Source organism: Pyxidicoccus caerfyrddinensis, assembly GCF_010894405.1.
Lineage (GTDB): Bacteria > Myxococcota > Myxococcia > Myxococcales > Myxococcaceae > Myxococcus > Myxococcus caerfyrddinensis.
In genome coordinates, this window is record NZ_JAAIYA010000017.1 from 223,527 (window position 1) to 250,271 (window position 26,745).

The 26,745-nt window shown below is 69.7% G+C and carries 22 protein-coding genes and 1 pseudogene; 11 read left to right on the forward strand and 12 right to left on the reverse strand.

The features are described 5' to 3' along the window. Positions 1 to 17 precede the first annotated feature (17 nt). Entirely contained in the window at positions 18 to 1,130 is a 1,113-nt protein-coding gene (locus G4D86_RS34390) for an HD domain-containing phosphohydrolase (RefSeq protein ID WP_163998345.1), read from the forward strand. A gap of 10 nt (positions 1,131 to 1,140) precedes the next feature. Here the strand turns inward: G4D86_RS34390 and G4D86_RS34395 are convergent, their stop codons facing one another. Then, on the reverse strand, positions 1,141 to 3,396 hold the full coding sequence (locus G4D86_RS34395; RefSeq protein WP_163998346.1) for a peptidylprolyl isomerase: 2,256 nt from the start codon (positions 3,394 to 3,396) through the stop codon (positions 1,141 to 1,143). Positions 3,397 to 3,452: 56 nt separating this feature from the next. Between G4D86_RS34395 and G4D86_RS34400 the strand changes: the two genes are divergently transcribed. The 8 genes from G4D86_RS34400 to G4D86_RS34435 all read left to right on the forward strand — a co-directional run bounded on the left by G4D86_RS34400 (position 3,453) and on the right by G4D86_RS34435 (position 14,617). Continuing rightward, entirely contained in the window at positions 3,453 to 4,379 is a 927-nt protein-coding gene (locus tag G4D86_RS34400) for a hypothetical protein (protein WP_163998347.1), read from the forward strand. Positions 4,380 to 4,443: 64 nt separating this feature from the next. Continuing rightward, a complete protein-coding gene (locus G4D86_RS34405) occupies positions 4,444 to 5,379 on the forward strand; it encodes an AAA family ATPase (RefSeq protein WP_163998348.1) in 936 nt (311 codons plus the stop codon). Next, entirely contained in the window at positions 5,376 to 6,725 is a 1,350-nt protein-coding gene (locus G4D86_RS34410) for a DUF58 domain-containing protein (RefSeq protein ID WP_163998349.1), read from the forward strand. Before G4D86_RS34405 ends, G4D86_RS34410 begins: the two co-directional genes overlap by 4 nt. Before the next feature lie 201 nt (positions 6,726 to 6,926). After that, positions 6,927 to 9,695 (forward strand): SNF2-related protein, encoded by a 2,769-nt coding sequence (locus G4D86_RS34415; RefSeq protein ID WP_163998350.1) that lies wholly within the window; start codon positions 6,927 to 6,929, stop codon positions 9,693 to 9,695. Positions 9,696 to 9,929: 234 nt separating this feature from the next. Then, positions 9,930 to 10,406: a hypothetical protein gene (locus G4D86_RS34420; protein ID WP_163998351.1), complete on the forward strand. Its 477-nt coding sequence runs from the start codon at positions 9,930 to 9,932 to the stop codon at positions 10,404 to 10,406. Beyond that, a complete protein-coding gene (locus G4D86_RS34425) occupies positions 10,403 to 10,963 on the forward strand; it encodes a DUF4123 domain-containing protein (protein WP_163998352.1) in 561 nt (186 codons plus the stop codon). Before G4D86_RS34420 ends, G4D86_RS34425 begins: the two co-directional genes overlap by 4 nt. A 30-nt stretch (positions 10,964 to 10,993) precedes the next feature. Continuing rightward, positions 10,994 to 12,616 carry a hypothetical protein gene (locus tag G4D86_RS34430; protein WP_163998353.1) on the forward strand — a complete coding sequence of 541 codons (1,623 nt, stop codon included), beginning with the start codon at positions 10,994 to 10,996 and terminating at the stop codon, positions 12,614 to 12,616. Positions 12,617 to 12,619: 3 nt separating this feature from the next. After that, positions 12,620 to 14,617, forward strand: coding sequence for an NHL repeat-containing protein (locus tag G4D86_RS34435; protein WP_163998354.1), 1,998 nt, complete (start codon positions 12,620 to 12,622; stop codon positions 14,615 to 14,617). 18 nt (positions 14,618 to 14,635) lie between these two features. On the opposite strand, the gene G4D86_RS34440 is transcribed toward G4D86_RS34435, so the two are convergent. The 8 genes from G4D86_RS34440 to G4D86_RS34475 form a co-directional block, all read right to left on the reverse strand. Further along, a complete protein-coding gene (locus G4D86_RS34440; protein WP_163998355.1) occupies positions 14,636 to 15,139 on the reverse strand; it encodes a hypothetical protein in 504 nt (167 codons plus the stop codon). Next, positions 15,126 to 15,521 (reverse strand): hypothetical protein, encoded by a 396-nt coding sequence (locus G4D86_RS34445; protein ID WP_163998356.1) that lies wholly within the window; start codon positions 15,519 to 15,521, stop codon positions 15,126 to 15,128. Before G4D86_RS34445 ends, G4D86_RS34440 begins: the two co-directional genes overlap by 14 nt. 35 nt (positions 15,522 to 15,556) lie before the next feature. Beyond that, entirely contained in the window at positions 15,557 to 15,922 is a 366-nt protein-coding gene (locus G4D86_RS34450) for a Smr/MutS family protein (protein WP_163998357.1), read from the reverse strand. Next, positions 15,843 to 16,154 (reverse strand): hypothetical protein, encoded by a 312-nt coding sequence (locus tag G4D86_RS34455; protein ID WP_240360621.1) that lies wholly within the window; start codon positions 16,152 to 16,154, stop codon positions 15,843 to 15,845. Before G4D86_RS34455 ends, G4D86_RS34450 begins: the two co-directional genes overlap by 80 nt. A gap of 44 nt (positions 16,155 to 16,198) precedes the next feature. Further along, on the reverse strand, positions 16,199 to 17,254 hold the full coding sequence (locus tag G4D86_RS34460; RefSeq protein ID WP_163998358.1) for a DUF72 domain-containing protein: 1,056 nt from the start codon (positions 17,252 to 17,254) through the stop codon (positions 16,199 to 16,201). 85 nt (positions 17,255 to 17,339) lie between these two features. Then, on the reverse strand, positions 17,340 to 17,981 hold the full coding sequence (locus G4D86_RS34465) for a response regulator (RefSeq protein ID WP_163998359.1): 642 nt from the start codon (positions 17,979 to 17,981) through the stop codon (positions 17,340 to 17,342). Next, positions 17,978 to 19,135: a sensor histidine kinase gene (locus G4D86_RS34470; protein ID WP_163998360.1), complete on the reverse strand. Its 1,158-nt coding sequence runs from the start codon at positions 19,133 to 19,135 to the stop codon at positions 17,978 to 17,980. The genes G4D86_RS34465 and G4D86_RS34470 overlap by 4 nt, the downstream gene beginning before the upstream one ends. 146 nt (positions 19,136 to 19,281) lie before the next feature. Continuing rightward, positions 19,282 to 20,205 (reverse strand): diacylglycerol/lipid kinase family protein, encoded by a 924-nt coding sequence (locus G4D86_RS34475; RefSeq protein WP_163998361.1) that lies wholly within the window; start codon positions 20,203 to 20,205, stop codon positions 19,282 to 19,284. A gap of 225 nt (positions 20,206 to 20,430) precedes the next feature. On the opposite strand from G4D86_RS34475, the gene G4D86_RS52300 reads away from it, so the two are divergent. Together G4D86_RS52300 and G4D86_RS34485 are read left to right on the forward strand one after the other, a co-directional pair. Beyond that, complete coding sequence (locus G4D86_RS52300) at positions 20,431 to 21,066, forward strand: Fic family protein (protein WP_205519958.1); 636 nt, start codon at positions 20,431 to 20,433, stop codon at positions 21,064 to 21,066. Next, positions 21,063 to 21,770 (forward strand): hypothetical protein, encoded by a 708-nt coding sequence (locus G4D86_RS34485; RefSeq protein WP_163998362.1) that lies wholly within the window; start codon positions 21,063 to 21,065, stop codon positions 21,768 to 21,770. Before G4D86_RS52300 ends, G4D86_RS34485 begins: the two co-directional genes overlap by 4 nt. Positions 21,771 to 21,803: 33 nt before the next feature. Here the strand turns inward: G4D86_RS34485 and G4D86_RS34490 are convergent. From G4D86_RS34490 to G4D86_RS34500, 3 genes and pseudogenes are all read right to left on the reverse strand, one after another. Further along, positions 21,804 to 22,885, reverse strand: a pseudogene (locus G4D86_RS34490) (IS3 family transposase). 137 nt (positions 22,886 to 23,022) lie between these two features. Then, entirely contained in the window at positions 23,023 to 25,551 is a 2,529-nt protein-coding gene (locus G4D86_RS34495) for a TIR domain-containing protein (RefSeq protein WP_163998363.1), read from the reverse strand. 202 nt (positions 25,552 to 25,753) lie between these two features. Next, positions 25,754 to 26,659: a LysR family transcriptional regulator gene (locus G4D86_RS34500; protein WP_163998364.1), complete on the reverse strand. Its 906-nt coding sequence runs from the start codon at positions 26,657 to 26,659 to the stop codon at positions 25,754 to 25,756. Positions 26,660 to 26,745: the final 86 nt, after the last annotated feature.

The following is a 26,745-nucleotide window of genomic DNA, read 5'->3' on the forward strand; positions in this document are numbered from 1 at the left end:
CCGGAGAATCCGCAGACATGGACCGAATCCTCGTGGTGGATGACGACGTGCTCATCCTCGCCGCGCTCTCCCGGATTCTGCAGACGGAAGGTTACGAGGTCATTACGCACAGCGACCCGGCGCTGGCGGCGCGCGAGGTGGGCTTCCACGTCGTGCTGACGGACTTCATGATGCCGTACCTCAACGGCGTCGAGTTGCTGGGCGCACTGCGCGAGCGGAACCCGAAGGCCGTGCGGCTGATGCTGACGGCGGCGGCGGACTTCCGCACCGCGTCCGAGGCCGTCAACCGCGGCGAGGTCTTCCGCCTGCTGGGCAAGCCCTGGTCCCTGAGCGAGCTGACGAGCAGCGTGCGGCAGGCCTTCGAGCACTACCGCCTGGTGGACGCCAACGAGCGGCTGACGCGCGAGGTGGCGGAGAAGAACGCGGAATTGGTGGCCATCAACCGCGACCTGGAGCGCCGGGTGGTGGAGCGCACCGCGGGCCTGCTGGACGGGCTCATCAGCGCGCTGGACTACCGCGACACGGAGACGCAGTGGCACTCGCGCCGGGTGTCGCTCTACTCGCGGCGGCTGGCCCAGGAAGTGGGGATGACGGGGGCCGCGCTGGACGTGGTGGAACAGGGCGCGCTGCTGCATGACATCGGCAAGATTGGCGTGCGCGACTCCATCCTGCTCAAGCCCGGCCCGCTGACGCCGGATGAATGGGTGGAGATGCGCAAGCACCCGGAGTTCGGCTACCGGATGCTGGCGAAGATGCCCTACCTGCACGAGGCGGCGCTCATCGTGCTGCAGCACCAGGAGCGCTGGGACGGCAAGGGCTACCCGCAGAACCTGGGGGGCGAGGACATCGTCCTCGGGGCGCGCATCTTCTGCATCGCGGACACGGTGGACGCGATTACGTCGGACCGGCCCTACCGCAAGGGGCGGCCCATGAGCGTGGCGCGGGACGAAATCCGCCGCTGCGCGGGCACCCAGTTCGACCCGGCGCTGGCGGAGGCCTTCCTGCGCATCCCGGAGACGGAGTGGCAGCGCATCCGCCAGGAGGTGGAGGCGATGGAGGAGGAGGAGAACCGGCGGTGGCATGGCCACCCGCTCGGCCCTCCGTCGATGGCCAAGGCCAGCGGCGCCTGAGCGTCGAGGCCTACGGCGACAGCTGCACCGCGCGCACCTCGCGGATGATGTCCCCCTCGAGGAGCGCATCCACCACGTCCATTCCGGACACCACCTCGCCGAAGGCCGTGTAGCGGCCGTCCAGGTGGGGCTGCGGCGCGTGGGTGAAGAAGAACTGGCTGCCGCCGGTGTCCTTGCCCGCGAGCGCCATGCCCACGGTGCCCCGGAGGTACGGCCGGCGCGTCATCTCGCAGCGGATGGAGTAGCCGGGGCCACCCTCCCCGTCCCCGCGCGGGTCTCCGCCCTGCGCGACGAAGTCCGGGACGACGCGGTGGAACGTGGTGCCGTTGAAGTAGCCCTTGAGCGCCAGCGCGTACAGGTTGCCCGAAGTCAGCGGCGCCTCCTCCGCGTCCAGGCGCACGGTGATGTCGCCCTTGGCGGTGCGGAAGACGAGGCCGGCCCGGGCGGGCGCGGGCTCGGGACGGAAGGTGTCCGCCGGAAGCTCCACGCGCTCCGAGCGCACGGGCTGGCCGGTGAGCTGCGTGAGGGCCTCGGCGGCCACGCGGCGCACGTTGGCGTTGGGGTGCTTCAGCCACTCGCGGAAGCGCGGCTCCGCGGCGCTGCCCTGGAGGGCGACGAGCGCGCCGGCCACCGGCTCGGCCAGGTCTCCCGGCTCCTTCGGCACGCGGTCGGCGAGTCTCTCCACCACGGGCAGGAGGACCTTGGCGTCGATCTTCCCGAGCGTGGCCGCGGCCGCGCCGGCCACCACCAGGTCATCGCCCTCGACGAGCGGCTGCACCGCCGTGGCCGTCCGGAGCACCGGCCGGGCGCCCAGGGCCTCCAGCGCCGCGAGGCGCACGCGCGCGTCCCGGTGGCGCAGGTAGCCCACCGCGAAGTCCGCGGCGCCCTTCCCCTGCGACAGCGCCGTCTCGCGAATGCCCAGGGCCAGCCGCCGCTCGTCCTGCACGCGGCCGAAGCCACAGGAGCGCGAGTCCCCGGGCACGCCGCGCTGCCGGTCCAGCGCCGCCGCCAGCCGGCAGTCCAGCCACCCGAGGTCCGTGCGCGCCAGGTCCGAGGCCGCGCCCCGCTCCGCGTCCGCCAGCGCCAACCGCAGTGACACGAGCAGGGGCGCGGCGAACTCGGGCAGCCCCTGCTGCGCGAGCGCCAGAATCGCGTGCCCCTCCGAGGAGCGGGCCAGCGTCTCCACCTTCGCGTCCGCGCCGTCGCTGCCGCGCGACTCCGCAGCCGCTCCAGCGGCGCCCTGGGACGTGCGGCCGGCACCACTCGCCGTCGAGCCTTCAGCACCCGCGCCTCCGGCCTCGGTGCTCGTTACCTCCGGTGCCTCCAGCCCCCGCGCCACGCGCTTCGCCCGGGGCGCCAGCGCCTCCAGCGCATCCACCGCCGTGCACGGGCCGCTGCACTTCGCGGCCAGCTTCGCCAGCGAGCGCGCCGCCTCCGCCGCCACGCGCGGCACCGGGTCCTCCAACAACCGCCCCAGCACCAGCGCATCCTCCGGCCCGCCCAGGTCGCCGAAGGCCTTCGCGCACAGGCCGCGCACGTCCGCGTCCGCATCCCCCAGGCAGCCGCGCAGCACGGGCAGCGCCTCCGCGCGCTTCGCCGTCATCAGCAGATACGCGCCTCCGTAGCGCGCCTCCACCGGCCGCTCCGCCGCCAGCAGCGCGACCACGGGCAACAGCGACACGCCCGACACCACCGCCGCCCCACCCCGCCGCGCGGCCACGCCCAGCGACAGCGCGGCCCGGCCCGCCACCTCCACGTCCTCGCCCTGGAGCCGCTCCACCAGCCGCGCCACCGCCGCCGGAGTGCCCGCGCGGCCCAGCGCGTCCAGCAACGTCGTGCGCACCCGCGCCTCGCGCTCCGCGCCCTCGGCCTCCAGCAGCGCGTCCGCCAGCCGCGTGCGCTCCGCCTCCGTCAGCGGCTCCCACGACAGGGCCAGTTCCCCGGCGGCGAAGGCGGCCTCGTCGCGCACGCCGGGCTCCGCGTCCTTCAGCCCCGCCACCACCGTGTCCAGCGTGGCCGGGTCCTGGATGCGGGCCAGCGCCCGCTGGGCCCTCGCGCGCACCCGCGCGTCCTGCGCGCCCGTGGCCAGCGCCAGGAGCGCCCCGTCTCCCAGCGAGCGGCGGTCCTCCCAGTCCTGGATGCGGGCCAGGGTCGCCGCGTCCACCGGCTCCGTGTCCGGCGAGGGCACGGCGCGGACACAGCCGGAGGACAGCGCGAGGACAGCGAGGCAGGCAGTCAATGCACGGGCGGTGCGCAGGCGGCTCATGCGCTGGGGCCTAGGTCAATTCCCCGCGAAAATCCAGGGGTTAGGACGCAGCGGGTTTGACACGCGCGGGCCGGGGCTCCGAAGATGCATCCTCGTTTCTCTCCTCGGGAGCGCTGGTCCTGAACTGTCCTGGCTGCGGCTCGAAGGTAGCCGCCAACACGTCCATCTGTTCCGTCTGCGACTACATCATCGACGGATCCTTCCTCTCCGCCGAGCCCCCCGCAGACGACGACAACGAGGCCACCGGCGCCGAGGAGGACCCTCGGCCGGCGAAGCCCGCCGCGTCCGCGCGTCCCAAGGGCAAGTCGGGGAGCCGCACCGCGGCGCCGCCGCCGGACTCGGAGTCCACCAACATCCGCAGCATGGATGAAATCGCCCGGGCCGCGCCCGCTCGCGCCGCCCGGCCCGCACGCGCCGCGCCTCGCCGCGCGCCGCCTCCGCCCGTGGCAGACCCCGTCGAGGCGGGGCCGGACCCGTGGGACCGCTCGCCCCGGGGCGGCTCCGGCGACAACCCCGTCGTGGACCCGGAGGAGGTCATCCGCGACGCGAAGGAGCTGTTCGGCCTGCTCGCGGGCGGGGACAAGATTGCCTTCTGGAGCGCGGCGGCGGTGCTGTTCTCGTGCTTCCTGCCGTGGAAGGAGACGGCGGCGGACGGCGACGTGCTGGGGCTGATGAGCACGGGCGTCGGCGCCTTCGTGCTGTCCATCCTCACGATGACCGTCGTCGGCATGCGCGTGAAGGGCTCGTTCGCGAAGCTGGGCCCGGTGGTGCCGTGGATGGCCCAGCTGCTGTTCTGCTTCCTGTGCCTCGTCTGGTGCATCATCTTCATCAAGGTGTCGGCCGACACCACGCGCGTGCCCACGCCCATCGGCAACGCGGAGATGATGAACTCGTCGCCCAGCTTCGGCGTCTTCCTCGCGGTGCTGGGCTCGCTCGCGGCGCTGGGCGGGACGCTGATGGGCCTGAAGAGCAAGCCCGCCTGAGGCGCGCACGGCCCTTGACGAAACCGCTGCCGCGCCACGCGGCAGCGGGCTAGCGTCTTCCTCCATGTCCGACGCCTCTCCCCTCACCCGCCTCACCTCCGCGCTCGGCGCGGCCGTCTTCGGGCAGCAGCGCGTACTGGCCGACCTGGTGACGGCCTTCCTCGCGCGCGGACACGTGCTGCTGGAGGGCGTGCCCGGCGTGGCCAAGACGCTCACCGCGCGCAGCATGGCCGGCGCGCTGGGGCTGATGTTCACCCGCGTCCAGTTCACCCCGGACCTGATGCCGGCGGACATCCTCGGCACCAACATCTTCCAGCCGCAGGACAACGCCTTCCGCCTGGTGAAGGGCCCCATCTTCACGGAAGTCGTCGTCGCGGACGAAATCAACCGCACCCCGCCCAAGACGCAGGCCGCGCTGCTGGAGGCCATGGAGGAGCGGCAGGTCACCATCGACGGCGTCTCGCACCCGCTGCCGCCGCACTTCTTCGTGGTGGCCACGCAGAACCCGCTGGAGCTGGAGGGCACCTACCCGCTGCCCGAGGCGCAATTGGACCGCTTCCTCATGCGCGTGCGCGTGGGCTATCCGGACGGGGACTCGGAAGTCACCATGCTGCGCTCCTTCCACCAGCGCGAGGGCCGGCCGACCACCACGGAGCGCGTGCTGGATGCGCCCACCCTGCTGGAATTGCAGGCGCGCGCCGCCCGCGTGTCGTGTGACGACTCCATCATCCAGTACGTCGTGACTGTCGTGCGCGACACGCGCGCCCACCCGAGGGTGCGCCTGGGGGCCAGCCCCCGCTCGGCGCAGGCGCTGCTGGCGGCGGCCAAGGCGCGCGCGGCGCTGCTGGGCACGGGCTTCGTCACCCCGGACGACGTGAAGGCCGTGGCCTTCAGCGTCCTCAACCACCGCCTCCTGCTCAAGGCCGAGGCCGAGGTGGAAGGCGTCACCGTGGACGACGTCCTCCGGCAGACGCTCGAGCGGGTGCGAGTGCCCCGGTGAGCGCCGGCCGTCCCGTCCCCACGGGCCTCGCCGTGGCGCTGCTGGCGGCGGGGCTCGTCCCGGCCGCGCTCGCGGTGGCGGGCCCGGCCTTCGGCTGGCTGGCGCTGGCGGTCAACGTGGCGGTGCTCGTGCTGTGCGCCGTGGACTTCCTGCGTGCCCCCCGCGCGGACGCGCTGACGGTGCGGCGCCAGGTGGAGCCCATCCTCTCCTCCGGCACGCGCAACCCCGTGCATCTCGAATTCGAGCGCACCGACGGAGGCACCAGCCCCCTGCGCCTGGAGGCCCGCGACGAGCCCCCGGAGGACGTGGCCAGCACCGGCCACCGCCAGGCCCTCACCCTCCCCGGTGGCGCGCCACCTCCGGGCACGCCGCCGCCCCGGCTCACGTACTTCATCACCCCACCGGCGCGAGGCGACGCGCGCTTCGGGGACGTGCACCTGCGCCTGCTGGGGCCGCTGGGGCTGTGCGCGCGCCAGGTCCGCGTGCCGGCCGCGCAGAGCGTGAAGGTGTACCCGGACCTGACGGCGCTCTCGCGCGAGGCCCTGGCGCTGGCCCGTGCGTCGGAGTCCCCTTCCGCGCGCACCCAGCGACGCCGCGCGGCGGAGGGGCGCGAGTTCGAGTCGCTGCGCGAGTACCGCCCCGGAGACGACTACCGCCACATCGACTGGAAGGCGTCCGCGCGGCACGGGGACACGCTGGTGCGCACGTGGCAGCCGGAGAAGCACCAACCGGTGCTGCTGCTGCTGGACTGCGGGCGCCACATGGCCGGACAGGTGCAGGGGCGCCGCAAGCTGGACCACGCGGTGGACGCGGCGCTGCGCCTGGCGCGCGTGGGCCTGGACGCGGGGGACGTGGTGGGGGTGCTCGCCTTCGCCAGCGACGTGCGCGCCTTCCTCCCGCCGAGAAAAGGCCGCGAGCACCTGCGCCTCATCACCGAGTCGCTCTACCGCACCGAGGCAGCGCTGGAGGAGAGCGACTACGGCCGCGCCTTCGACTTCGCCTTCGCCCGGCAGACGCGCCGCGCGCTGGTGGTGCTCTTCACGGACCTGGTGGACCCGGACGCCTCCGCCAGCCTCCTCACCCGCACCCTCGCGCTGCGCCCCCGCCACCTGCCCGTCGTCGCCTCGCTGCTGGACGAGGATGTGGAGGCCGCGGCGACAGGTGTGCCCCGGGATGCGCGGGACGCCTACGCGCGGCAGGCCGCGGCGCGGCTGGAGGCCGAGTACCGCCGCACCGCCACCACCCTGCGCGACGCCGGTGCCCTCGTGGTGCGGGCCCCCGCGCGCGGCTTCGGCGCGGCGGCGCTCAACGTGTACCTGGACGTGAAATCGCGTGGGCTGCTCTGAGTCCTTCCGTCAAGTCCAGCGGAAAGATTGCATGAAGCGCGCATGAGCCGCGTGCACGCGTCGCTCGCGCGGAAGCATGCCAATCGCGCCGAGGCCGAATTCTAGGCTCCGGAGACGACCCCCTTTACAGACACGTCTCCGTCAACAAAATGGCGCGTCTCTCTCGCCCGCCTCTGTGGCGGGCGACCTCGAACATCACGGATGGAGACGGTCTTGGCGGAGGGCGCGAGGGGCTTGAGGGTGGAGGTGGAGGTCGACGCGGCGGCGGCGGCGGCGGCGATGGCGTCACGGGTGGATTCCGAGCCCACACGAACGTTGACCCCGTTCCACGAACGGCTGCTGGCGGAAGAGCTGCTGGCGAAGAGTGGAGACACGCAGCAGCGGTTGGCCGGCGCGCTCGCGGAAGCGAAGGTGGACCTCAACCCGCACCAGGTCGAGGGCGCCATGTTCGCGCTCGACTCGCTGTCGCGCGGCGGCTGCATGCTGGGCGACGAGGTGGGACTGGGGAAGACGATTGAGGCGGGCCTCGTCATCGCCCAGCTGATGGCGGAGGGGAAGAACCGCATCCTCATCCTCTCCCCGGCCACGCTGCGCGCGCAGTGGAACAGCGAGCTGCGGGAGAAGTTCGACCTGGACAGCGTGCTGGTGGACGGCCGCACCGTGCGGGCCACCGGCAACTGCTTCGACCAGCCCTTCCCCGTCATCTGCTCCCACCCCTTCGCGGCCAACAAGGGCGCCCTGGTGGCGGAGATTCCGTGGGACGTGGTCGTCATCGACGAGGCCCACCGCCTGCGCAACGCGCACCGCGCCAACAACAAGATGGGCCAGGCGCTCAAGGCCGCGCTGGCCGGGCGCCCCAAGCTGCTGCTCACCGCCACCCCGCTCCAGAACGACATCATGGAGCTGTTCGGGCTGATGTCCCTGCTGGACGAGCAGATCCTCGGCCCCGAGCACGCCTTCCGCAGCCGCTACCGCGTGGACGAGGGCGGCGGCATGTCCGAGTCCGCCGTCGCCGAATTGAAGGAACGGCTGGCCCCCGTGGTGCAGCGCACCCTGCGCCGGCAGGTGCGCGAGTACGTCCGCTACACCAACCGCCGCTCCATCGTGGAGGACTTCACCCCCTCCCCCGAGGAGCACGACCTCTACGAGAAGGTCAGCGAGTACCTCCAGCGCTCGGAGGCCGCGGCGATTGAACCCGGCAAGAAGACGCTGCTGACGCTCTGCTACCGCAAGCTGCTGGCGTCCTCGACGTACGCGATTGCACCCACCCTGCGCCGGCTGTCGGAGAACCTCGAGAAGCGCCTCCAGGCGGCGAAGCTGGGCCAGCAGGCGCTGGCGATGTTCGAACCCGAGGAGGCCAAGCAGTTCGTCGAGGAGGGCGAGGAGTGGTCCGACGACCCGGCCAAGGCGCCCAACGTGCGCGTCCTGGAGCAGGAGGTCTGGGAGCTGCGGCAATACGCGGACCTGGCGGACTCCATCAAGGTCAACGCCAAGGGCGCGGCGCTCGTACGCGGCCTGGACCGCACCTTCGGGGTGATGCGCGCGCACAGCTGGCCGGAGAAGGCGCTCATCTTCACCGAGTCCAAGCGCACGCAGCAGTACCTCTTCAACCTCCTCTCGGAGAGCGGCTACAAGGGCAAGATCTCCCTTCTGGCGGGTGACCTGGCCAGCACGCCGGAAGAGCGCCGCGCGCTGGTGGACGACTTCCGCAACAAGTCGCAGATCCTCATCTGCACCGAGGCCGGCGCCGAGGGACTCAACCTCCAGTTCTGCAACCTGGTCGTCAATTACGATCTGCCGTGGAACCCGCAGCGCGTGGAGCAGCGCATCGGCCGGTGCCACCGGTACGGCCAGCAGCGGGACGTGCTGGTCATCAACTTCCTCAACCGGATGAACGCGGCGGACGCGCGCCTGTTCGAGCTCCTGGAGAAGAAGCTCAACCTCTTCGACGGTGTCTTCGGCGCGTCGGACGAAATCCTCGGCGCGCTGGAGAGCGGCGTCGACTTCGAGCGGCGCATCCTCGACATCTACCAGTCCTGCCGGAAGCCGGAGGAGATCAACGTCGCCTTCGACAAGCTGCGCGAGGAGATGGAGGGCCGCATCAGCAAGCGCATGACGGAGATGCGCTCGGTGGTGCTGGAGCGCTTCGACGGCGACGTGCGGCGGCGGCTGCGCGGGCAGCAGGACCAGACGAAGGAAGCCCTCGCCAAGCGGCAGCAGGAGGCGCGCGCGCTCACCAGCTCCGTGCTGGGCAGCCGCACCTCGGGGCGGCTGGAGATTGCCAAGGCCGCGTACGCGGTGAAGGGGCGCACGCAGGACGCGGTGGCCTACCTGCAGTTGGACGCGTCCGGACTGCCGTCGCGGCTGGCGCGACTGGCCGGCTGCGAGGGCTGGTGGTTCGCCTACAAGTTCGAGACGACGGGCATCAAGCCGGAGGAGAAGCTGGTCCACCTGGTGCTCGTGCGCGAGCGGGACGGTGCCTTCCGGGCGCTGCCGCTGCAGGACGGCGCGCACTTCGTGAAGCTGGCGGCGAAGGAGGAGAAGCGGCGCCAGCCCGCCCCGGTGTCCGTGCAGCTCATGCAGGAGCAGTCGCTGGTGGCGGCCAAGGAGGAAATCGTCCGGGCCGCCGAGCGCCGCAACGCCCTGGAGCTGGACAAGGCCAAGGAGCGCGCGGACCGGTACGTCGAGGACTGCCTCATGGAGTCGCGCGAGGCCGTGGAGGCCGCGCGGCAGACCTGGATCGACGCGCGCAAGGCCGTGTCGACCGCCGAGGACGTGGCGGACAAGGCGAAGGCGCGGGCCCACTCGGACCGGATGGAGCGCGAGTACCGGCGCAAGCTGTCCTCCCTCCGCAACGAGGAGGAGAAGCGCTACGCCGCCAAGGACCGGCAGCTCGCGGACCTGGCGCAGAAGGCGAAGGTGACGGAGAAGCGCTCCCTCATCGCCTCCGCCTACTTCTGGCTGTCCTGAGGGCCGCCGAAGTCCGGGCGGAACGCACCCGCGTCCTCCCGGAACGGGCCTTGCGTCCCCCCGGAACGCGCCCGGCGTCCCCAGCTCACGCGGGAGGTGGCCGCACGGGCGTGATTCTCTGGACTTACCAGGGTATGGGCTCCTGGCTCAGGGGTTGCTATTACCTCATGACGCATGCCCCCCGCGCCCGCCTCTACTGGTTCTGCACCTCGGAAGTCCTGGCTCCTGCGCGGGTTGAGCGCGGAGTACCTCCTCGTCCGGGGCGATGACGTCACCCCCCAGGACGACGCCGCGCGGGTGCCGGAGACGGTGGCCCTCTGGCACCTCGAGTGGTGGCTGGCCAATGCCCCCGGCAGCGCGTGGACGCTGTTCGAGGCCCTCGGTGGCCCGGAGCCGCTGGGACTCTCGCGGCTGGGACGCTCGGCGGAGGCGCAGCGGCTGCGCCGGCGGCTGGAGCGCGCCCTCGTGCTGAGAGAGTTGGTGGTGCTCGCCTACGAGCGCCCGCGCCATGCGCCCCTGTCCTTCCCGGAGCCCGTCGCGGAGGTGGAGCCGGAGCCGCCCATGGCGGAAGCGCCGCCTCCCGCGCCCGCGCCCGCCCCCATCGACACGGCGGCGCAGGTCCACGCGCTCGTGCAGGCCTCGAAGGACGGCATGCCCTTCTGTGAGGAGTGCGCCAAGGCCGCGGCGGCCCAGAAGAAGAAGGCGGCATGACGGCGGCCACCGCCACCGCGCTGGACGTGGACCGCGTCCTCGACCTGCTGTGGCGTCCCCCCGCCTTCGGCGAGCCGCCCTGCGAGGTCTACGCCGTCCTCGACGGCGCCCGCTCCCCCGCCGTCACCCGCACGCTGATGCAGTGGGCGCGCGGCTGCGTGTGCCTCTACGAGGGGCCGGTGCCGCGCGAATTGCTGGCGGTGGCGCCGTACCTGGTCCAACTGCGCCGCGACGCGGAGTCCACCCGCGAGCTGCTCACGAAGGCGTGGGGCCAGTCCTGGGGCATCTTCGTCGCCACGCCCGCGAGCCTGGGTGACTTGCGCCGCCACTTCCGCAAGTTCCTCCAGGTGGAGGACGAGCAGGGCCGCCGCCTCTACTTCCGCTACTACGACCCGCGCGTGCTCCGCGCGTACCTGCCCACGTGCAACCGCCGCGAGCTGCACACGCTCTTCGGCCCCGTGGAGCGCTACCTCGCCGAGAGCCCCGACGGCAGCGCCCTGGTGGAGTACGCCCTGGGGCCGGAGGGCCTGGACGAGCGGCCCCTGTCCGTGAGCTGAACCCCACCGCCACCGCAAGGAGGCCGCCCCATGCCCAAGTACAGCCGGCGCGTGCTTCGCGCGCTGCTGGAGTTGTTGAAGAGCGAGGTCCAGCAGAAGCGGGTCCCCCTCGGCAGCCACGTGGGCCACGCCCATGATGACGTGCTGCGGCTGCTGAACCTGGGTACCCTCGAGCTCGTCGACCCATCGCTCCAGGCGCCGGAAGTGGCCACCCTGCTGCGCAGGCGCGACATCTCCAAGAAGTTCGGCGCTCCGCCCAGCGGGAAGCACCACCTGGTGCAGCTGAAGACGAAGGGGCGCACGCCGTTGCGCCTGCGGCGGATGTACCGCGAGCCGGATGACGGCGCGCACGCCCTTCCGCCCGTCGAGGTCCAGGTCAAGCTCGTCTCCAAGAGCCGCAAGGGCCTCAGTCAGTTCCGCACGTCGCTGCATGACCCGCTGAAGTCCATCACCGTCGACGGCAAGGAGCGCACGCGCGGCTGGAGGGTGAAGTCGCGCTTCATGTTGAGGGGCGAGGAGGTGCAGTACCGCGTCACCATCTACGTGCCCCCGGACATCCTGCTCCCGCAGCTCCAGTCGATGGCCTGGGAGGAGAACATGGACCTCACGTTCTCCTCCCCCCGCTACGTGCTCTGCTCGCACGACGAGCACACCACGCAGGGGGACGTGGGCTTCCGCGCCGGCACCAACTTCGCCGTCGACGTGCGCTTCGGACCCCACCTGTGGGCCGGCGTGTCTCCTCCGTTCACCCAGGTGCTGGTGGGGCAGTTCGTCCCGCGCGATGACGGGCACCCGGACGTCCAGCTGGCGTCCTACCCCTTCACCCTCGCGATGGCGGACTCGCGCGTGGTGAACGCTTCGCTGCGCATCTACAGCCGGCCCCGGGCCGCGTCGGCCGGCAGGGACTACTTCGCGGAGCTGCGCGGCCTGCTGCAGGTGGGCGACCTGCTGCTGCCGGTGTGGACGGACCTGCCCGAGGACGAAGGGGTGCTCTGCTGGAAGAGCCTGCTCCGCGAGCCCATGGAGCTGCCGCTGGCGGCGCTGGACCCGCTCATGGGGGGCGGCGCCTGGCGCACCCGCGTGCGGCACCTGAAGACGCTGCTCGACGCGGTCGGCGGGCGGACCTGGCTCGTCGAGGCGGGGCTGGGCGTGGACCTCCTCAACGGGGCGCGCACGGATGCCCACGCCATCTTCGCGGTGCCCGACTTCAACTTCCTTGGCGGGGCCCTGGTCTTCCGGGACGTCCAGCTGGAGTGGGAGTGGCGCCACCAGTCCGACGAGGGCCAGTTCCAGATTCGCGCGCGGCTCGAGTTCTGCGGCCTGACGTTCAACGCGCACCTGTTCCCGCCGGAGCTCACCGTGTTCGCCAGCCTCGCCGGCCAGGACATCTCCCTGGACCATGCGATGCAGGCGGACGCCGAGAGCCACCCGCCCGAACGCCGCCCCTGGCTGCCGCCCATGGTGCCCATGGTGCGTGTGGCCGAGGCCGCCCGTGAGCGGCTGGTGCCGCTGGGCGACCTCCCGCGCATCCCGCTGGAGGCGTACGACGAAGTGCACCTGTACTACTGCTGGCGGACGAACCGGCTGCGGCTGCGGTCCACCGCGGTGCTGGAAGACGACACGCTCGTGGAAGCCAACTGGACCGTGAGGTGAGCCATGCCCGTCCGCATCCTCTCCTGGAACATGTACAACTTCCGCGCGGACCTCGTGCGGCGGGCCGCTGCGGTGAACCGCATCCTCAAGGTGGTCAACCCCGCCGCGGGCCCCAACTACGACATCCTCATCGTCATCGAGCCGGGCTGCGTCCAGAGCCTCAACCCGGGAGACCTCGCCGCGGGCGACGGGGTGCTGGGGGTCTTCAAGCTGCTCTCCAAGCTCCAGAACCGCCACCCGGGCTGGCGGGTGGCGCCGCCGCTCGCGCTCTGCAACGGCGCCAAGGCGGAGACGCTCGCCATCTTCTACAACTCGAACACCGTCTCCTTCGAGGGGCCGGAGCGGCGCGTGGGGCTCACCCAGCCCTGGAACTCCGCCACCGCGGATGACGGGCGCGTCTACTGGTACGACGGCACCGGCACCACCCTGCGCCGCGCCGGGCTCGCCGGCAACGCGGTGGCAACGCAGGGCACGGGCGCCAACGCGACGGCCCTCACCCTGGACGCGGCGGCGAACAGAATCTTCTGGGTGGACAGCACGGCCCACCAGCTCTGGAGCTCCAACCTGTTGGGCGGCGGCGCGGCCAACATGGGCCCGGCCAACGTCTACGCCTCACGCCTGCGCCTGGACACCGTCAACCAGCGCGTCTACTGGGTGGACACCAACAGCAACCAGATCCGCCGCGTCGACTACAACGGGGCGAACCACACGGTGATAACCCCCACCCTGCCCATGGGCACCGCGCGGCTGCCCGTGGACCTGGCGTTGGACATGGACTTCAACGTCCTCTACTGGTCCAACGCCGCAGGTGCCAACCGGCTTCAGTGGTGCGACCTGGACGGCAACGGCAACTCGAACTTCCCGCCCGTGGGGCTCAACCGTCCCGACTGCCTCACCGTCGACTTCGCCCGGGCGCAGCTCTACTGGGTGGACACCGGCACCGACACCATCCAGTCATCGGACCTCCAGGGCGCCAACGTCCGCAACCGCTTCAACCAGGGCGGCGTGCAGCCGCGGCAGCTCACGCTGCACATGGCGCGCAAGACGATGTACTTCGTCGACGCGGCCACCAACAACATCTGGCAGGCGGACATGGACGGCCAGAACGCGGCCGCCGCCGTCGCCGGTGACACGCCGGTGGACCTCACCATGGACCCGGCCCACAGCACCCTCTGGTGGGTGGACACGAACGGCAACCGGGTGCGCAGCCTCGTGCAGGGCGGCGCCCCGGTGAACGTGGTGGCGGCGGGAGCGCCCGGGCACCTCGCCGTCCACCCGGGCAGCGCCTGGGTGGGCCAGTGCACCTTCCAGACGGCCATGGGCGCGCAGATTCATTTTCCCCAGGGCTACCAGCGCCGGCCCTACCTGGCGCGCTTCCGGGATTTGACGGTGGCGGGCCCCAACAACACCTTCCTGCTGCTTGCGGCCCACTCCCCCGCGCCCAACTACCAGACGGCGAAGAAGGCCGCCCAGTCCGGCAAGGGCTCCGCCAACAACCTCGACGCGCAGCGGGGGACGGCGCGGCTGGCCACCATCCAGGAAGTCACCACCCTGCGGGCCGCCACCGAGCCCGCGCTCATCATCGGCGACTTCAACTGCTGCACCATGACGGGCGTCCAGCTCGCCCAGTGCTCCAACAACGGGCCGGGCCACGCCAATGATCGGGCGGTGCTGACGGGCTTCGGCGGCGGATTCGCCAGCCACATCAACATCCGCACCAGCCTCAAGCAGCCGGGCGTCAATGCCACCTACGCCGCGCACACCTCGCACGCGTACGACCACATCCTCACGGTGGGCTTCACCACCGTGCACCACGCGCGGCTGAAGGACGTCATCGCGGAGAAGGCGGATCGGCGCCAGGCCGCGGCAGCGGGAGGCGCCGTGGTGGCCGGCGGTGGCGCGGCGCTCGCCCAGGCCAACTTCCAGACGTGCCATGACGCCTACTGGAAGACCACCGGCGTGAGCGACCATCTGCCCGTCGAGGTCCGCGTCACGATTTGAGTGGCGCGGCGGGCCCTGTCACGAGCGCTCCGGTGCCTCCAATTCGGCCCGCAGCAGCGACTCGTCGGAGGAGGCCTCGGCGTCTTCGGACTTCTCCGGCGACGAGGACGCGCGGGGACGGATGCTCAGCGAGTACGCCGCGGCGCCACCGTCCTCCGCCCGGCGGACGGTGACCTCGACGTCCACGTCCTCGGCCTCCACGTCCGTGCCCTTGAGTTTCGCCCGGCCCTGGCCGTCCAGGGTGCCCTGGTGCTTCGAGCCATCTGGCAGCGAGGCCTCGAAAGACGCGCCGGGGACGGGGTCGCCGTCCTCGTCGAAGACGGTGATTTCCAGCCACGTCAGCGGGCACGTCGACACCGGAGAATCCACCCGGGCCTCGGGAGGCAACTCCGCGGCCTCGGCGTCCAGCGCCTCGAAGCTCTCCACGGCGTCGTCCTGCAAGGCCGGCGGCTCCGGCATCGGAAGCGGCTTCGGCGTCTGCGGGCTGCCCTTCTCCAGCGCCCACCCTTCAAACGGGTCCATGCTTCACCTCCCCTGCGCGCAGCGTGGCGGCCAGCTCGGCCGAGACGCGCGCCATCCGCTCGTGCTCGTCGAGCCGTGGATGTCCCAGCAGCTCCGCGGCCCACGGGTAGCGTGCGTCGGATGCGAAGCCGTCGCCCAACGCGAACATCGCGTTGAGGTAGCGCAGCACAGCGGGCTTCGCGTGGATGTCATGCTCGGCCGCCAGCGCCAGGCCGTGGCGGATGCGTGCCTCGAGCCCCGTGTCTCCCAATGCCTCGCACGTAACGGGCCAGTGACGGCGCAGCCGTGTGGCCGCGTCCTCGATGAAGCTGTCGGCGGCGAGCCCTCCCAGGGCGCGCTGCTGCTCGGAGCGGATGACCCAGCGCATGGTGCCGGGAAGCATGACACCCGTGTCGGGAAACCGACAGGGCGCCGACGCTACGTCCCCACCGTTTCCACGGGCCGCAGCCGCACCCACGTCGCGCCCCAACCCCCGTCACCCTCGCCGGCGGAGCGGAACGACTCCACCTCCGGCAGTTTCGGGAGCAGCGCGTGCACGGTGCGCCGCAGCGCCCCGGTGCCCTTGCCGTGGATGATGCGTACGTCGAGCAACCCCTTCTGGCGGCACGCCCAGAGGTACTCGACGACCAGGTCCTTCACCTCGCTCGGATGGAAGAGGTGCAGGTCCAGGTTCCCATCGATGGGAAGTTCTACGGCCTCATCCTCAGCGGGCGGAGGCTCCGGCCCCTCGGGTGGAAGTGGGGGCTCGCTCGGTCGCTGGGGCGGCAGGCGCCTGGGGGCCAATGTGCCACTCCTCGTTCTCGCGCTTCTTCTTCTCCGCCTCCAGCCGGCGTCGCTCGCGAGCGACGCGGAACTGCTCGGAGAGGGAGGTCAATTCGCCCTTCAGCGCGGAGAGGTGCTTGCCCACATCGTCCGCGGACGCGTCGCGGCGCTCGGTCGCCTGCTCGCCTTGCGAGCCTGCGCCCCCGGCTGCCATCAACTGCACCATCATCGCGGCTACGGCCATGGACTTCATGTCGCCTCACGTAAGCAAGACTCGTGCTCAGGGGCAAGTAGCGTTCAGGTGGAACCGCCCTGCTGCCGGCCCTCCTCCGTCTTGCGCGCGACAATACGTTCCGCGAGTCGGATGGCGGACAGGGGCGCACTGCCCTCGGCTTTGTTGTTGATGGTAACGAAGGCGGCCTTCCCGCGCCGCTCCGCCGCCAGGCACACGCGGGCCAGCACGTCGCGGGTGGGCACGTCCTCGTCCACCAGCTTGTCGAAGGGGGCGTAGCGCGCGCGGGCCTCCTCGTAGCCCAGGTTCGGCGGGAGCATCCACCGCACCACCAGCGCGCGAGCCTCGAAGGCGCGGGTGCGCTTCGCCTGCTGCGCCACCGGCGGCATGTCGCGCCACACCGCGAGCACGGGGCTGACGCCCACGTCCGACAACGCCTGCGCGAAACCCTCCGTGAGGAGCTCCTCGTTGCGCACCTCCACGGCGTACAGCGGGCCCTTCGGCAGCGTGGCGAAGAAGGCGTGCAGCCGCTCCACGAAGCGCGCGGGCCCGCCGAGCGACTGCGGGTCCTGTGGAGGGAACTGGAAGACGAGCGGCCCGGCCTTGTCGCCGAGTCCCTCGACGAAGGGGGCCACCACGGCCTCGGCGGCGTAGGCGGCGTGGAGGAACCTGTCGTTGGCCTGTCCCCGGTGCGCGCCGTAGCGCTCGTGCGTGGGGAAGCGGGCCATGGTGCAGACGTCGTGCGCCTTCACGAGGAAGCGGAAGCCGTCCGGCACCTGCTCGGCGTACTCGGCGAAGGCGCTGGCGGGGATGGGGGCGTAGAAGGTCCGGTCGATGCCCACCGTGCGCAGCACCGGGTGCTTCGCGTACGCGGCCAGGCCCTCGCGCGCGAGCTGCGAGGCGCTGGCCTCATGGTCCCAGAGGATTCCGGACCACCCGGGGAAGGTCCACGAGGACGTGCCCAGGAAGGTGCCCGTGGGCAGTTGCTGGCCCAGCGAGGACAGGGACTCCGCCGCCGGGGCGGGCCCTACCGGCTGGGTCGTCTTGCGACCGCGGGTGGGGGCCTCCACGGGGGCACCGGTGAAGAGGTCGAGCTGTGAGGGGCCTCGGGGCTGGGGCATGGCTGCTCTCTCTGCTAACGCCGGACGTCACCTGATGCAGGAGGTTGCCCCGCCTCCTACCCACTTGCCAAGTGGTATGTCCGGCCTACAGGCAGCCGAGCTCCATGGCCCGGAGGACGGCCCGAGTGCGGTCCCTCACGCCCAGCTTGGAGAGGATGCTGGAGGTCTGGTTCTTCACCGTCCCCTCCGCCGTCCCGAGCGCCTGGGCAATCTCGCGGTTGCTCAGTCCCCGGGCGATGAGGCGCAGCACCTCCACCTCGCGGCGGGTGAGTCCTTCCGGCAGGTCCGCATGGGGGAAGTCGCGGGGCAATTCGGCCACGCCGCGGGCCACGCGCTCCGCGACGCCGGGAGGGAGCAGCGTCTCGCCCGAGGCCACGCGGCGGATGGCGTCCGCGAGCTCCTCCATCGAGACGTCCTTGAGGAGGAAGCCCTGCACGCCCGCGCGGAGGGCTTCGATGATGGCGGCGTCCTCGTCGAAGGTGGTGAGAAGCACCACGCGCCGGGACGCGTCCCTGCGGCGCAGCTCGCGGAGGGCCTCCAGGCCCGTCATGCGCGGCATGCGCACGTCCATCAGCACCACGTCCGGATTCAGCTCGGTGACCTTGCGCAGCGCTTCTTCACCGTCGATGGCCTCGCCCACCACGCGCAGGTCCGGCGTGAGGTCCAGCAGGCTGCGGAGGCCCTGGCGTACCAGGGCATGGTCATCCGCGAGGACGAGGCGAATCATGTCACTGCTCCGCGCACCGCCGGCAGCCACGCGTCCAGCTCCAGGCCCTGCCCCGCCGCCGCGCGCCACTCCACGCGACCACCCAGTCGGGCGAAGCGCTCGCTCATGCCGGTGAGTCCCGCGCCGGGCGTCACGGTCTCCGTGCCCTGCCCATCGTCCCGCGCATGCACCCGCACCCCGCCGTCCTCCGTGGGAACAATCGCAATCCACAGGTTCCGCGCCCGGGCATGGCGCAACGTGTTCGTGAGGACCTCCTGCACGCAGCGGAACAGCGAGTGCGCCGCCTCGGAGGACGCCATGCTGAGTGACTCGGGCACGTCCAGGTGGACGGCGAGTCCCGGAGCCCCCTCCGCGAGCGCACGCAGCGAGGGCAGCAGCGGAAGCGGCGCATCGCGCAGTGCCGTCACCGTGCCGCGCACCTCGGACAGCAGCGTGCGCGCGGCCTCACGGGCGCGGCGCAGGTGCTCGGCGGAGGGCGTGTCCTTCGCGGTGTGCGCCGCGGCCTCCAAGTTGAGGGAGAGCGCGGTGAGGTGGTGGCCCACCGAGTCGTGCAGCTCGCGGGAGATGCGCAGCCGCTCGCCCTCGCGCTCGCGGGCGGCGAGCAGCACCTGCGTGGCCTGCAGCTCCAGATGCACCCGGGCCAGCTCGCGGCGGGCCTCGGCCTCGCGCACCATCACCAGCGCCGTGCCGAGCGTGAAGCCCTGGAAGCCGGCGTAGATGAGCGTCTGCACCAGCGCCTCTATCACCGGGTGGATGACGGCGAACACGATGATCAGCCCCATCACCTGCGCGCCCACCCACGCCAGCGCCCGGCGCTGGGAGAGCACCTCGGGCGCCTGCCCGGAGGTGATGGCGAACAGCGCGGCGTCCAGGCCGCTGTCCCCCGTGGCAACGGCCACCAGCGCCGCCACCGTCTTCACCGCGAGCAGCGACACCCGCCCCCGCCCCTCCTGTCGAGCATGGACCCAGAAGGCCACGCCGAACGTGAGGAACGCCACCGTCCACACGAGCGAAGCCGGGGCCGCCCACCGCGAGGGCGCGCGCACGAACTCCACGAGCCTCGGGACGCCGACCACCGCCCAGGTCAGCATCCCGGCGACCAACAACAGGCGATGGGTGGTGGCCGATTTCGCCACGCCGGACACCGTGCTCATGGAGGAGAGCTTACGGGGCGCCCGGTGGATGGGCCATGTGCCGGAAGTCACATGCGGCCGGCATGCCTTCCGCCAGCTATGGGAGCGCTACGACCAGCGGCGCTTCACCCCGGAGCACCGGCCCGAGGCCATGCGGGAAGTCGCGGCTACACCTTGAGGCGGATGGCGCCGGGGATGAGCGTCATGGTGCACGGCAGGCGCCCCGGCGTCTCGCCGTCCACGTCGAGGTACACGTCCTCGCCCTCCATCGGCTCGGCGCGCAGGGTGCGGCAGCGCAGCCGGCGCGTGCCCTTCCACGTCACGTGGCTGCCGTTGTAGACGCCCTTCGACTTGAGGACGAAGTCGCTCAGGCCGTAGCCGGACCAGATGGTGACGTCGAAGAGGCCGTCATGGGTGACGGCCTCGGGCGCCACGAACATGCCGCTGCCGAAGTAGCGGCCATTGGCCACGGCCACGGCGGTGATGTCGAGCGTCTCCTCGGGGCCACCGTCCGCGGACAGGCGGACCTTCTTCTCCGAGTACTTCACCAGGCCCTTGAGCGTGCCCCACACGAAGCTGAAGTTGCCGCCCAGCGCCTTGCTGCCGCTGTTCACCTCGCGAGCCACCACCGCGCTCACGCCGAACGAGGCGATGTTGGCGAAGTAGCGCGTCTCCGGCTGGCCCTCGTTGTTGATGAAGTCGAGCCGGCCCACGTCGAAGGGCTCGGTCTTCTCGGAGCGCAGCCGCGCGAGGGACGAGTCCAGGTCCAGCTCCCACCCGAAGGTGCGCCGGAAGTCGCCGCCGGTGCCGCGGGGGATGAGGCCGAGCACCGCGTTGGGGTTGATGGCCTTGCCATCGCGGAAGAAGCCGTTGGTGACTTCGTTGAGCGTGCCGTCACCACCCACCGCGACGATGCACTCGTAGCCGTCTTCGATGGCCTGGCGGGCGATGCGCGCCGCATCCATGCCGCCCTGCGTGAAGCCGTGGCCGAAGTCACCGAGCGACCTGCCCACCTGCGCGCCAATCTCGGCCCAGCGCTTACCCGTCTGTCCGTTGGCGCTGCGCGGATTGACCACGAGGAACGTCTTCATCGGCTCCTACCCCTCCCTTGGCCCTCCTGTTTACGCGGTTGCGCGTCAGCACTCCACTCCATGGCCGCCAGTCCATGACGCGCCGGGTCCACGCCCACCCCTTGGCCATGACATGCTGCGAACGAAAGTACGCAGTGAGAACGAAAGTACGCACCCAGGCCGAGAACGAAAGTACGCACCGAGGAGGACTCCGCCCTGGCTGCCCTGGAGCCCAGCGAGAAGCTCGTGCCGCACCTGAGGGCCACCCTCGCCGTGGACTGGGCCTGCCCGCACCTGCGCGCCGACCTGGAGGCCGCCAGCGCCCGCCCCTTCGAGGAGACGCGGGCCCAGGAGGACTGGCTCACCGGCCATGACACACCGGCCCATGACGGTGACACCGTACGCGAGGCCCGCTTCCTGACCGCCCTGGCCCGGGTGCGAGCCCTGGCCGACGCGCGGGCGCCCCTCACCTGGGCACGACTGACGGAGGTGCAGGCGGAGGTGCTCGGGAAGCCGGTGGGCTTCCGGACGGGAGAGGCCTTCGCGCACGGAGGCGCGCACCGGTACCTGTACGCCCCGGACCTGGAGGAGATGTTCATCCGGAAGGTGGAGGCGGATGCGAAGGACGGCTGTCACCCGGTGGCGCAGGCGGTGCGGCTGTACCTGGACCTGGCCTTCTTCCACCCGTTCCCGGATGGGAATGCGAGGGCGGCGAGGCTTGGGCTCGAGTACTGCCTGCGCAGGGCCGGATTGCCCACGCCGCCGCTGGCCCCGTGGGTGCTGTTGCCCAAGCCGCCCGGAGATGCGGAGCGCTATGTGCGGTTCGTCCGGCTCGTGGCGCGGAGCATCTCCGGAAGCGCGTCGTGCGAGGAGGCCTCATGAGACGCAAGCAGAGACAGCAGCGAGAGGAGTCCGGCTGGGAGGTCATCCAGCGCAGCCTCGACAGCTACCACCCGGAGCGCATCGCCGCCCTGCTGCGCGAGTACCTGACGCCGCGAATCCCACGGGGCGTGCGCAAGCTGGAGGAGTCCCTGCGCGAGGAATTGAGGGACGGCGTCGAGGCCATCCTCGATGGCAACCTGGGCCCCTGGTACCACGAGACGGGGGTGTATCTCGGGAATGAGATCATCGGCGGTTTCTGCTGGTGTCACAGCTTCTTCAACCACAAGCCCTTCCCGGACCTGGGTGTGGAGCACAACGTCCAGCTCATCTTGAAGGCGCTGGAGCGGAGCCATGGCTGGCTGAGCGCGCTCGATGCCACGTATCGCGGCGCGGAGCTGCTCGATGACCCGGACGAGGGCATCCGGCAATTGGGGCTCTCGGACGCGGTGGTGCGCGCCATCGACATCACCGTGGAGGCCACCGCCACCGAGGACGCCTGGTACAGCTACGCGTACGACGCGGTGAACTGGCTGCTCCAGGCGAGAGGCGTGCCCGCCAACCATGAGGTGCGCAAGGCGATGCGGCAGACGCTGGGAAAGTTCGAGTCCTGGGTGGGCCCGACACCCGACGAAGCCCGGGCCGCCGGAGACGCGGTGGCGCTCGCGGCGGTGAAGACGGGGTTCAATGCGCGCTATCCGCGGTAGCCATTGATCTGCCCCCGTTCTTCGGGCCACGAGTTATGAGAGTCCTGCGGCACTGCTTCTACCGTGCTCGGGGATGATGCGGCGGGGCCGACATGGGCACGGCGAGCTCCTCCCTCTGCGGGTGTCTTGTAGCCCAGACTGCTATGGGGCAGCTTCTCGTTGTAGTCGCGCCGCCACGCCTCAATGAGGACGACGGCCTCCCTCCTGCTGGCAAACCGCTCCGCAGACAGGCACTCGTCGCGGAAGCGGCCGTTGAAGCTCTCGGTGGTGCCGTTTTGCCAAGGCTTGCCCGGGTCGCTGTAGACTGTCTGGATGCTGCTGGCCTCCAGCCATCTGCGTAGAGTCTTGGCGATGAACTCCGGGCTGTTGTCGCTTCTCAGGTACTTCGGCGGCCCGTGCACCGCTACCAGGCGCGAGAGCACCTCGATGACACGCCTGGCACTGATGCGCCCGGCTACGTCAATGGCCAGGCACTCGCGGCTGTGCTCGTCCACGACGGAAAGGCACTTGAGCTTCTGCCCGTTGGCGCACGCGTCGTGCACGAAGTCCCAGGCCCATACCGAGTTGATGCCCTCCGGCCTGGGCGGGCGCTGCTGCCCGAGCCGAAGGCGCTTTCTCGACCTCCTGCGGGAGAGAGCCAGCCCCTCTGCTCTCCAGAGCCGGTGCACCCGCTTCACGTTGACGTCAGGCCCGTCACGCCGCAGCAGGGCCCAAGCCCGCCGGTAATCGAACCTGGGGCGTGCCCGAGCAATGCCGCGCAGATTCTCCACCAGCGCCGCGTCATTCGCCTCTTTGCGGCTGGCGTAGTTCAGGCTGCTGCGGGCCACCTGTAGTAGCGCGCACGCTAAGGCGCTGCGACACGCCTCGCTTCTCGGCGTACCGCACCTGCCGGCGGCGGACGGGCGCGCTCACCATTTCTTTATGGAGATTTCCTTCATGACCTCGATTTCGAGGTCCCTCTCGGCCAGCAGCTTCTTCAGCCGCGCGTTCTCCCTCTCCAGATCCTTGAGCCGAGCCGCGTCGCCGGCCTCCATGCCGCCAAACTTCTGCCGCCACCGGTAGAGCGTCTGCTCGGTGATGCCGTGCTTCCGAGCCACCTCCACCACCGGATTCATCGTCCCTGCCTGGGTCGCCCTGCACACTAAACTGCGGGGTAAGGACTGTCTCACTCACATTGGCAGAGAGGGCTGCCTCCTGGCCGCGAGGACTCTCTCACGCTTCAACTGGTCCGAAAATCGGGGAGCAGACCACCTCACCGACGTCGAAAAGTGGTGAACGTCCTCGTGATCTCACTTTGCGCCAATCTGCCCAAGGTCTCTGGGGATAGGGACTTTCCTTGCCTTCTACGGAATTCGGCGGATTCAGCCAGTCGAACAGGCCAGAGGGCAATATGGCAGACATCCCCCTCATCATCGGCTCCAGGCTGCTTGGCCACCCAGGCCCTCAATCGCGTCGTAAACCATGCGTAGCGCTCAACCCGGAGTCTATTCGGCAAGCTATAGAGCTGGCGGAACATGTGTACGCCGACACTGACAAAAGCTTCTACCCCCAGGGAGATAGAGCGCGCCATTGCCGCAACATATGCCTGAAGTGCCTCAAGTTGGCCGCGACGTCCCTGGTACCACAGTACGTCTCCCAGCCGCAGATGAAGCTCAAGGTATTCGTTTTCCTGCCCCGGACCATCCACTTCGTCTCGCATTAGTGAAAAGAGGCGTTCGGCCTCTTTCGTGCGCCGTGCGTGCGTGAGCAACACTACGCGGTCCTGTCTGATGGTTCGCCGGAAGGTGGGGTCAGCAACAAGACCCTCAATCTCTTCCAGGAGTCTTGCCGCCTTAAGAGGGTACTGAAGCTTCAAGTAGGTCTCGGCAAGTTGCAGCGTCGAGTTGATGCACTCCTCTTCCTTACAGAGACGCGCAGCTTCATGCGCTAAACGAAGTAGCACGGTCCTTCGTCGAGGAACATCAGCGATTTCCGCCATCAGCATTCGGCCGCGCGCCACCCAAAGCCACAAGGTGTGGCGTTTCGCGAGGCGGCACAGTGCCTCAATCTCCATTTCAGCTTCGGATGTCTTCTTGCGCTCAATGAGCAAGGTAGCAAGCTCGAGCCGCGCATGCAGCGACTCTTCTGGCTCCTGCTTCAGTTCGACGACTTGACGGAGGAAACGTTCCGCCCGCCAAAGATGACCTACCCGCCAATGTGCGTGCGCGGCTCCCCTAACGGCGAGCAACATGGCACCGCCATGGAGTTGCCACACCTCAAAGCCATGCAGGACTTGATGGAAGGTCTGAAGAGATTTTTTATATTGCTTAAGATCCAGGTAAACATTGCCAAGATTTGCCAATGCCCATGCACGTTCGGGGGCTCGTTCCTGTTGACGGGCGAGGCGTTCAGCAGCTCGAAATGCCGTTGCAGCAGCCTGGAAGTGTTCCTGCCGGGCTGCCAGGTAGCCTCTTGTCATCTCCGACGCCCATGCCCCTTCCTCATCCCCCACCGACTGTTTCACGGCCATGCTCTCTTCGAGTAGGCGCTCGGCAATCACAGGTCGATCAAGACTCATCATGGCAAGGTTCCCAAGGGCTCTCCCAAGGACCCAGCGGTCATCTATTCTCCTGGCATACAAGGCTGCAGCTTCGTACAGGCACCTTGCCCGTTGGTCTCCAAGATGCGCACGCGCTTTCCCTTCGTTGATCAGCGCCAGGGCTATTCCCTGCTCGTTGGAAACCTGGCGACTCAGTCTGAGCAGTTGATGTGCGGCATCACGAGCATCTTCATGCTTTCCGAGGACATGCAGGCATCGACTCCATGCATCATGTACTTGGAGCCTGAGTTCTACAGGAAATGCCTCTGCTCTACCGGAACGAATGAGTGCTGCGAGAATGTATTCATAGAACTTTAGCCACTCGGGTTCGAATAGCGATAATCCGTGGACGACCGCCAGGAGCGCCGCCTCCTCGAACTCTTTCAGTTCGAGATGCTGCATGATTGCGACCAGTGCAATGTCAAAGTGGTCGTTGTACGGCTCAATAACTTTCACCCATGCGCGCCGCAGGGCTTCGTTCTCCCTGGCGTCTGCGGAGAAGACGCTCTTCAGCTTGGGTGAAACCTGGACGAACGGGCCATGCATGACCACCCAGCCAAAGCGCTGTGCATCTGCCAGTGGCTGCTTCCAGGAGAGATCGGGAAACAGATCTTGGAGCGCCGATTTAGGCAGAGGGAGATCATTGACCGCGAGGAGTCCGAGCGCCTGGCGGCTCGCGCTTGCGAGCAGGCGCATCGCCCTTGCAGAGGGATGTTGCTCGGAAGTCTTATCCTCGTTCGAACTGGCTGGACGTCGCTGCCCCAGTTTTTCCGCGATGAGGCCGGCAATGGCCCTCACGCTGAAATCGCGTCTATTGGCGTAGAAGGTGTCGGGACGGAGCCCTACAAAAGCCGTATCATCCAGTCGTACGGGTAGAAGATATTCTCCTGGCTTTCGATTCGCGGCTTCAGCTCTGGCGATTTCGAATTCAAAGCGGGTCCAGTCTTTCTTCCTGTACGCCTCTGAGACGAGCGGAACGACGAGCCGAGTATCATTGCTGAAGATCTCTCGGAGGTAGTTCTCGTTCGTCCCCCATAGCTCCGCCGCATGATCCTTGTAGAAGAAGACGTTGAGGTTCCAGCGACGCCTCAATTCCCGAACGAGCATCGCTGCGTAGCGACTGTCCTCGCTAGCCGTCGAGATTGCCACATCGAAGCGCTTTGTAGTTTCTGGGGTTTTTGCTCGACGTCGCCTTGCAGCCATTGGCTACCTGCCTCCTGACTCCCTGGTGAAGGACCATTACATCCCTCCGCCAGGGATAAGTACCTGCCTGCGCGAGAGCATAGAGGAGATGAAGCGGCCTGCCAGCCACGGATGCGGAGGCAGGCCACCGATGATGGGCTGTTAAGCAGCGCTTGGCACTGCGATGCCCTCGCGACTGTGCGTCCCTGGACTGGAGGCGGAGTCACAACGTCTTGGTGGCCAGTTCCCTGGCCACCTCGATGAAGAGACGCAGCGGCCCAGAGCGCTGCGCCCTGCTGGGGAAGTAGAGGAAAAAGCCGGGCACGGTGGGCGCGTACTCCTCGAGCACACGCACGAGTCGCCCGGCGCGCAGCTGCTCCTTCACGGCCGGCTCGAAGGCGTACGCCAGCCCCAGGCCCTGCTCCACCAGGGCTTGCGTCATCTCGCGGTTGTTGGTGAGCACGCTGCCTCGCACCGGCACCCGCCAGTTCCTGCGCCCGCGCTCCAGCTCCCAGGCGTAGAGCCCCCCGCTCGACGGCATGCGGATGGTGAAGCACTCGTGGTGCAGCAGGTCCTCGGGACGATGGGGCACGCCGTGCTTCTCGAGGTAGCTGGGGGCGCCCACCACGACGAAGCGGAAGGCCTCGGTCAGGCGCACCTGCACCATGTCGCGCTCGATGGCCTCGTGCAGGCGCACGCCCGCGTCGTAACCCTCCGCGACGATGTCCACGAGGCGGTTCTCGACGACGACCTCCACCTCCACCCGCGGATGGCGTGCGCGGAAGGCGGGCAGCACCGGGGTGATGACGAAGGGCACCGCGACTTCCGGCACCGTCAGCTTCAGCCGCCCCACCACCTCGCCTGGCTGCGCCGACACCTCCATGAGGCTCGCGAGCGCCTGGTTGAGGCCCGGTCCCGCACCTTCCAGCAGCCGCCGTCCTGCGTCCGTGAGCGCCATGCTGCGGGTGGTGCGGGCGAAGAGCACCACCCGCAGCTGCTCCTCGAGCTGACGCACGGTCTGACTCACCGCCGCCGGAGAAACGCCGAGCTCGCGCGCCGCCGCGCTGAAGCTCTTCAGGCGCGCTACCACGAGGAACACCTGGAGTTGTGGGAGGAGCGTCGTCTTCATGGAGAGCGTCCGTGCGGGCCCCCAAAGCCTCGCTCCGCCGGCGCGTGGCGCCCGGAGCGCCGGTGCCCGTTCAGCGACCGCGTCTC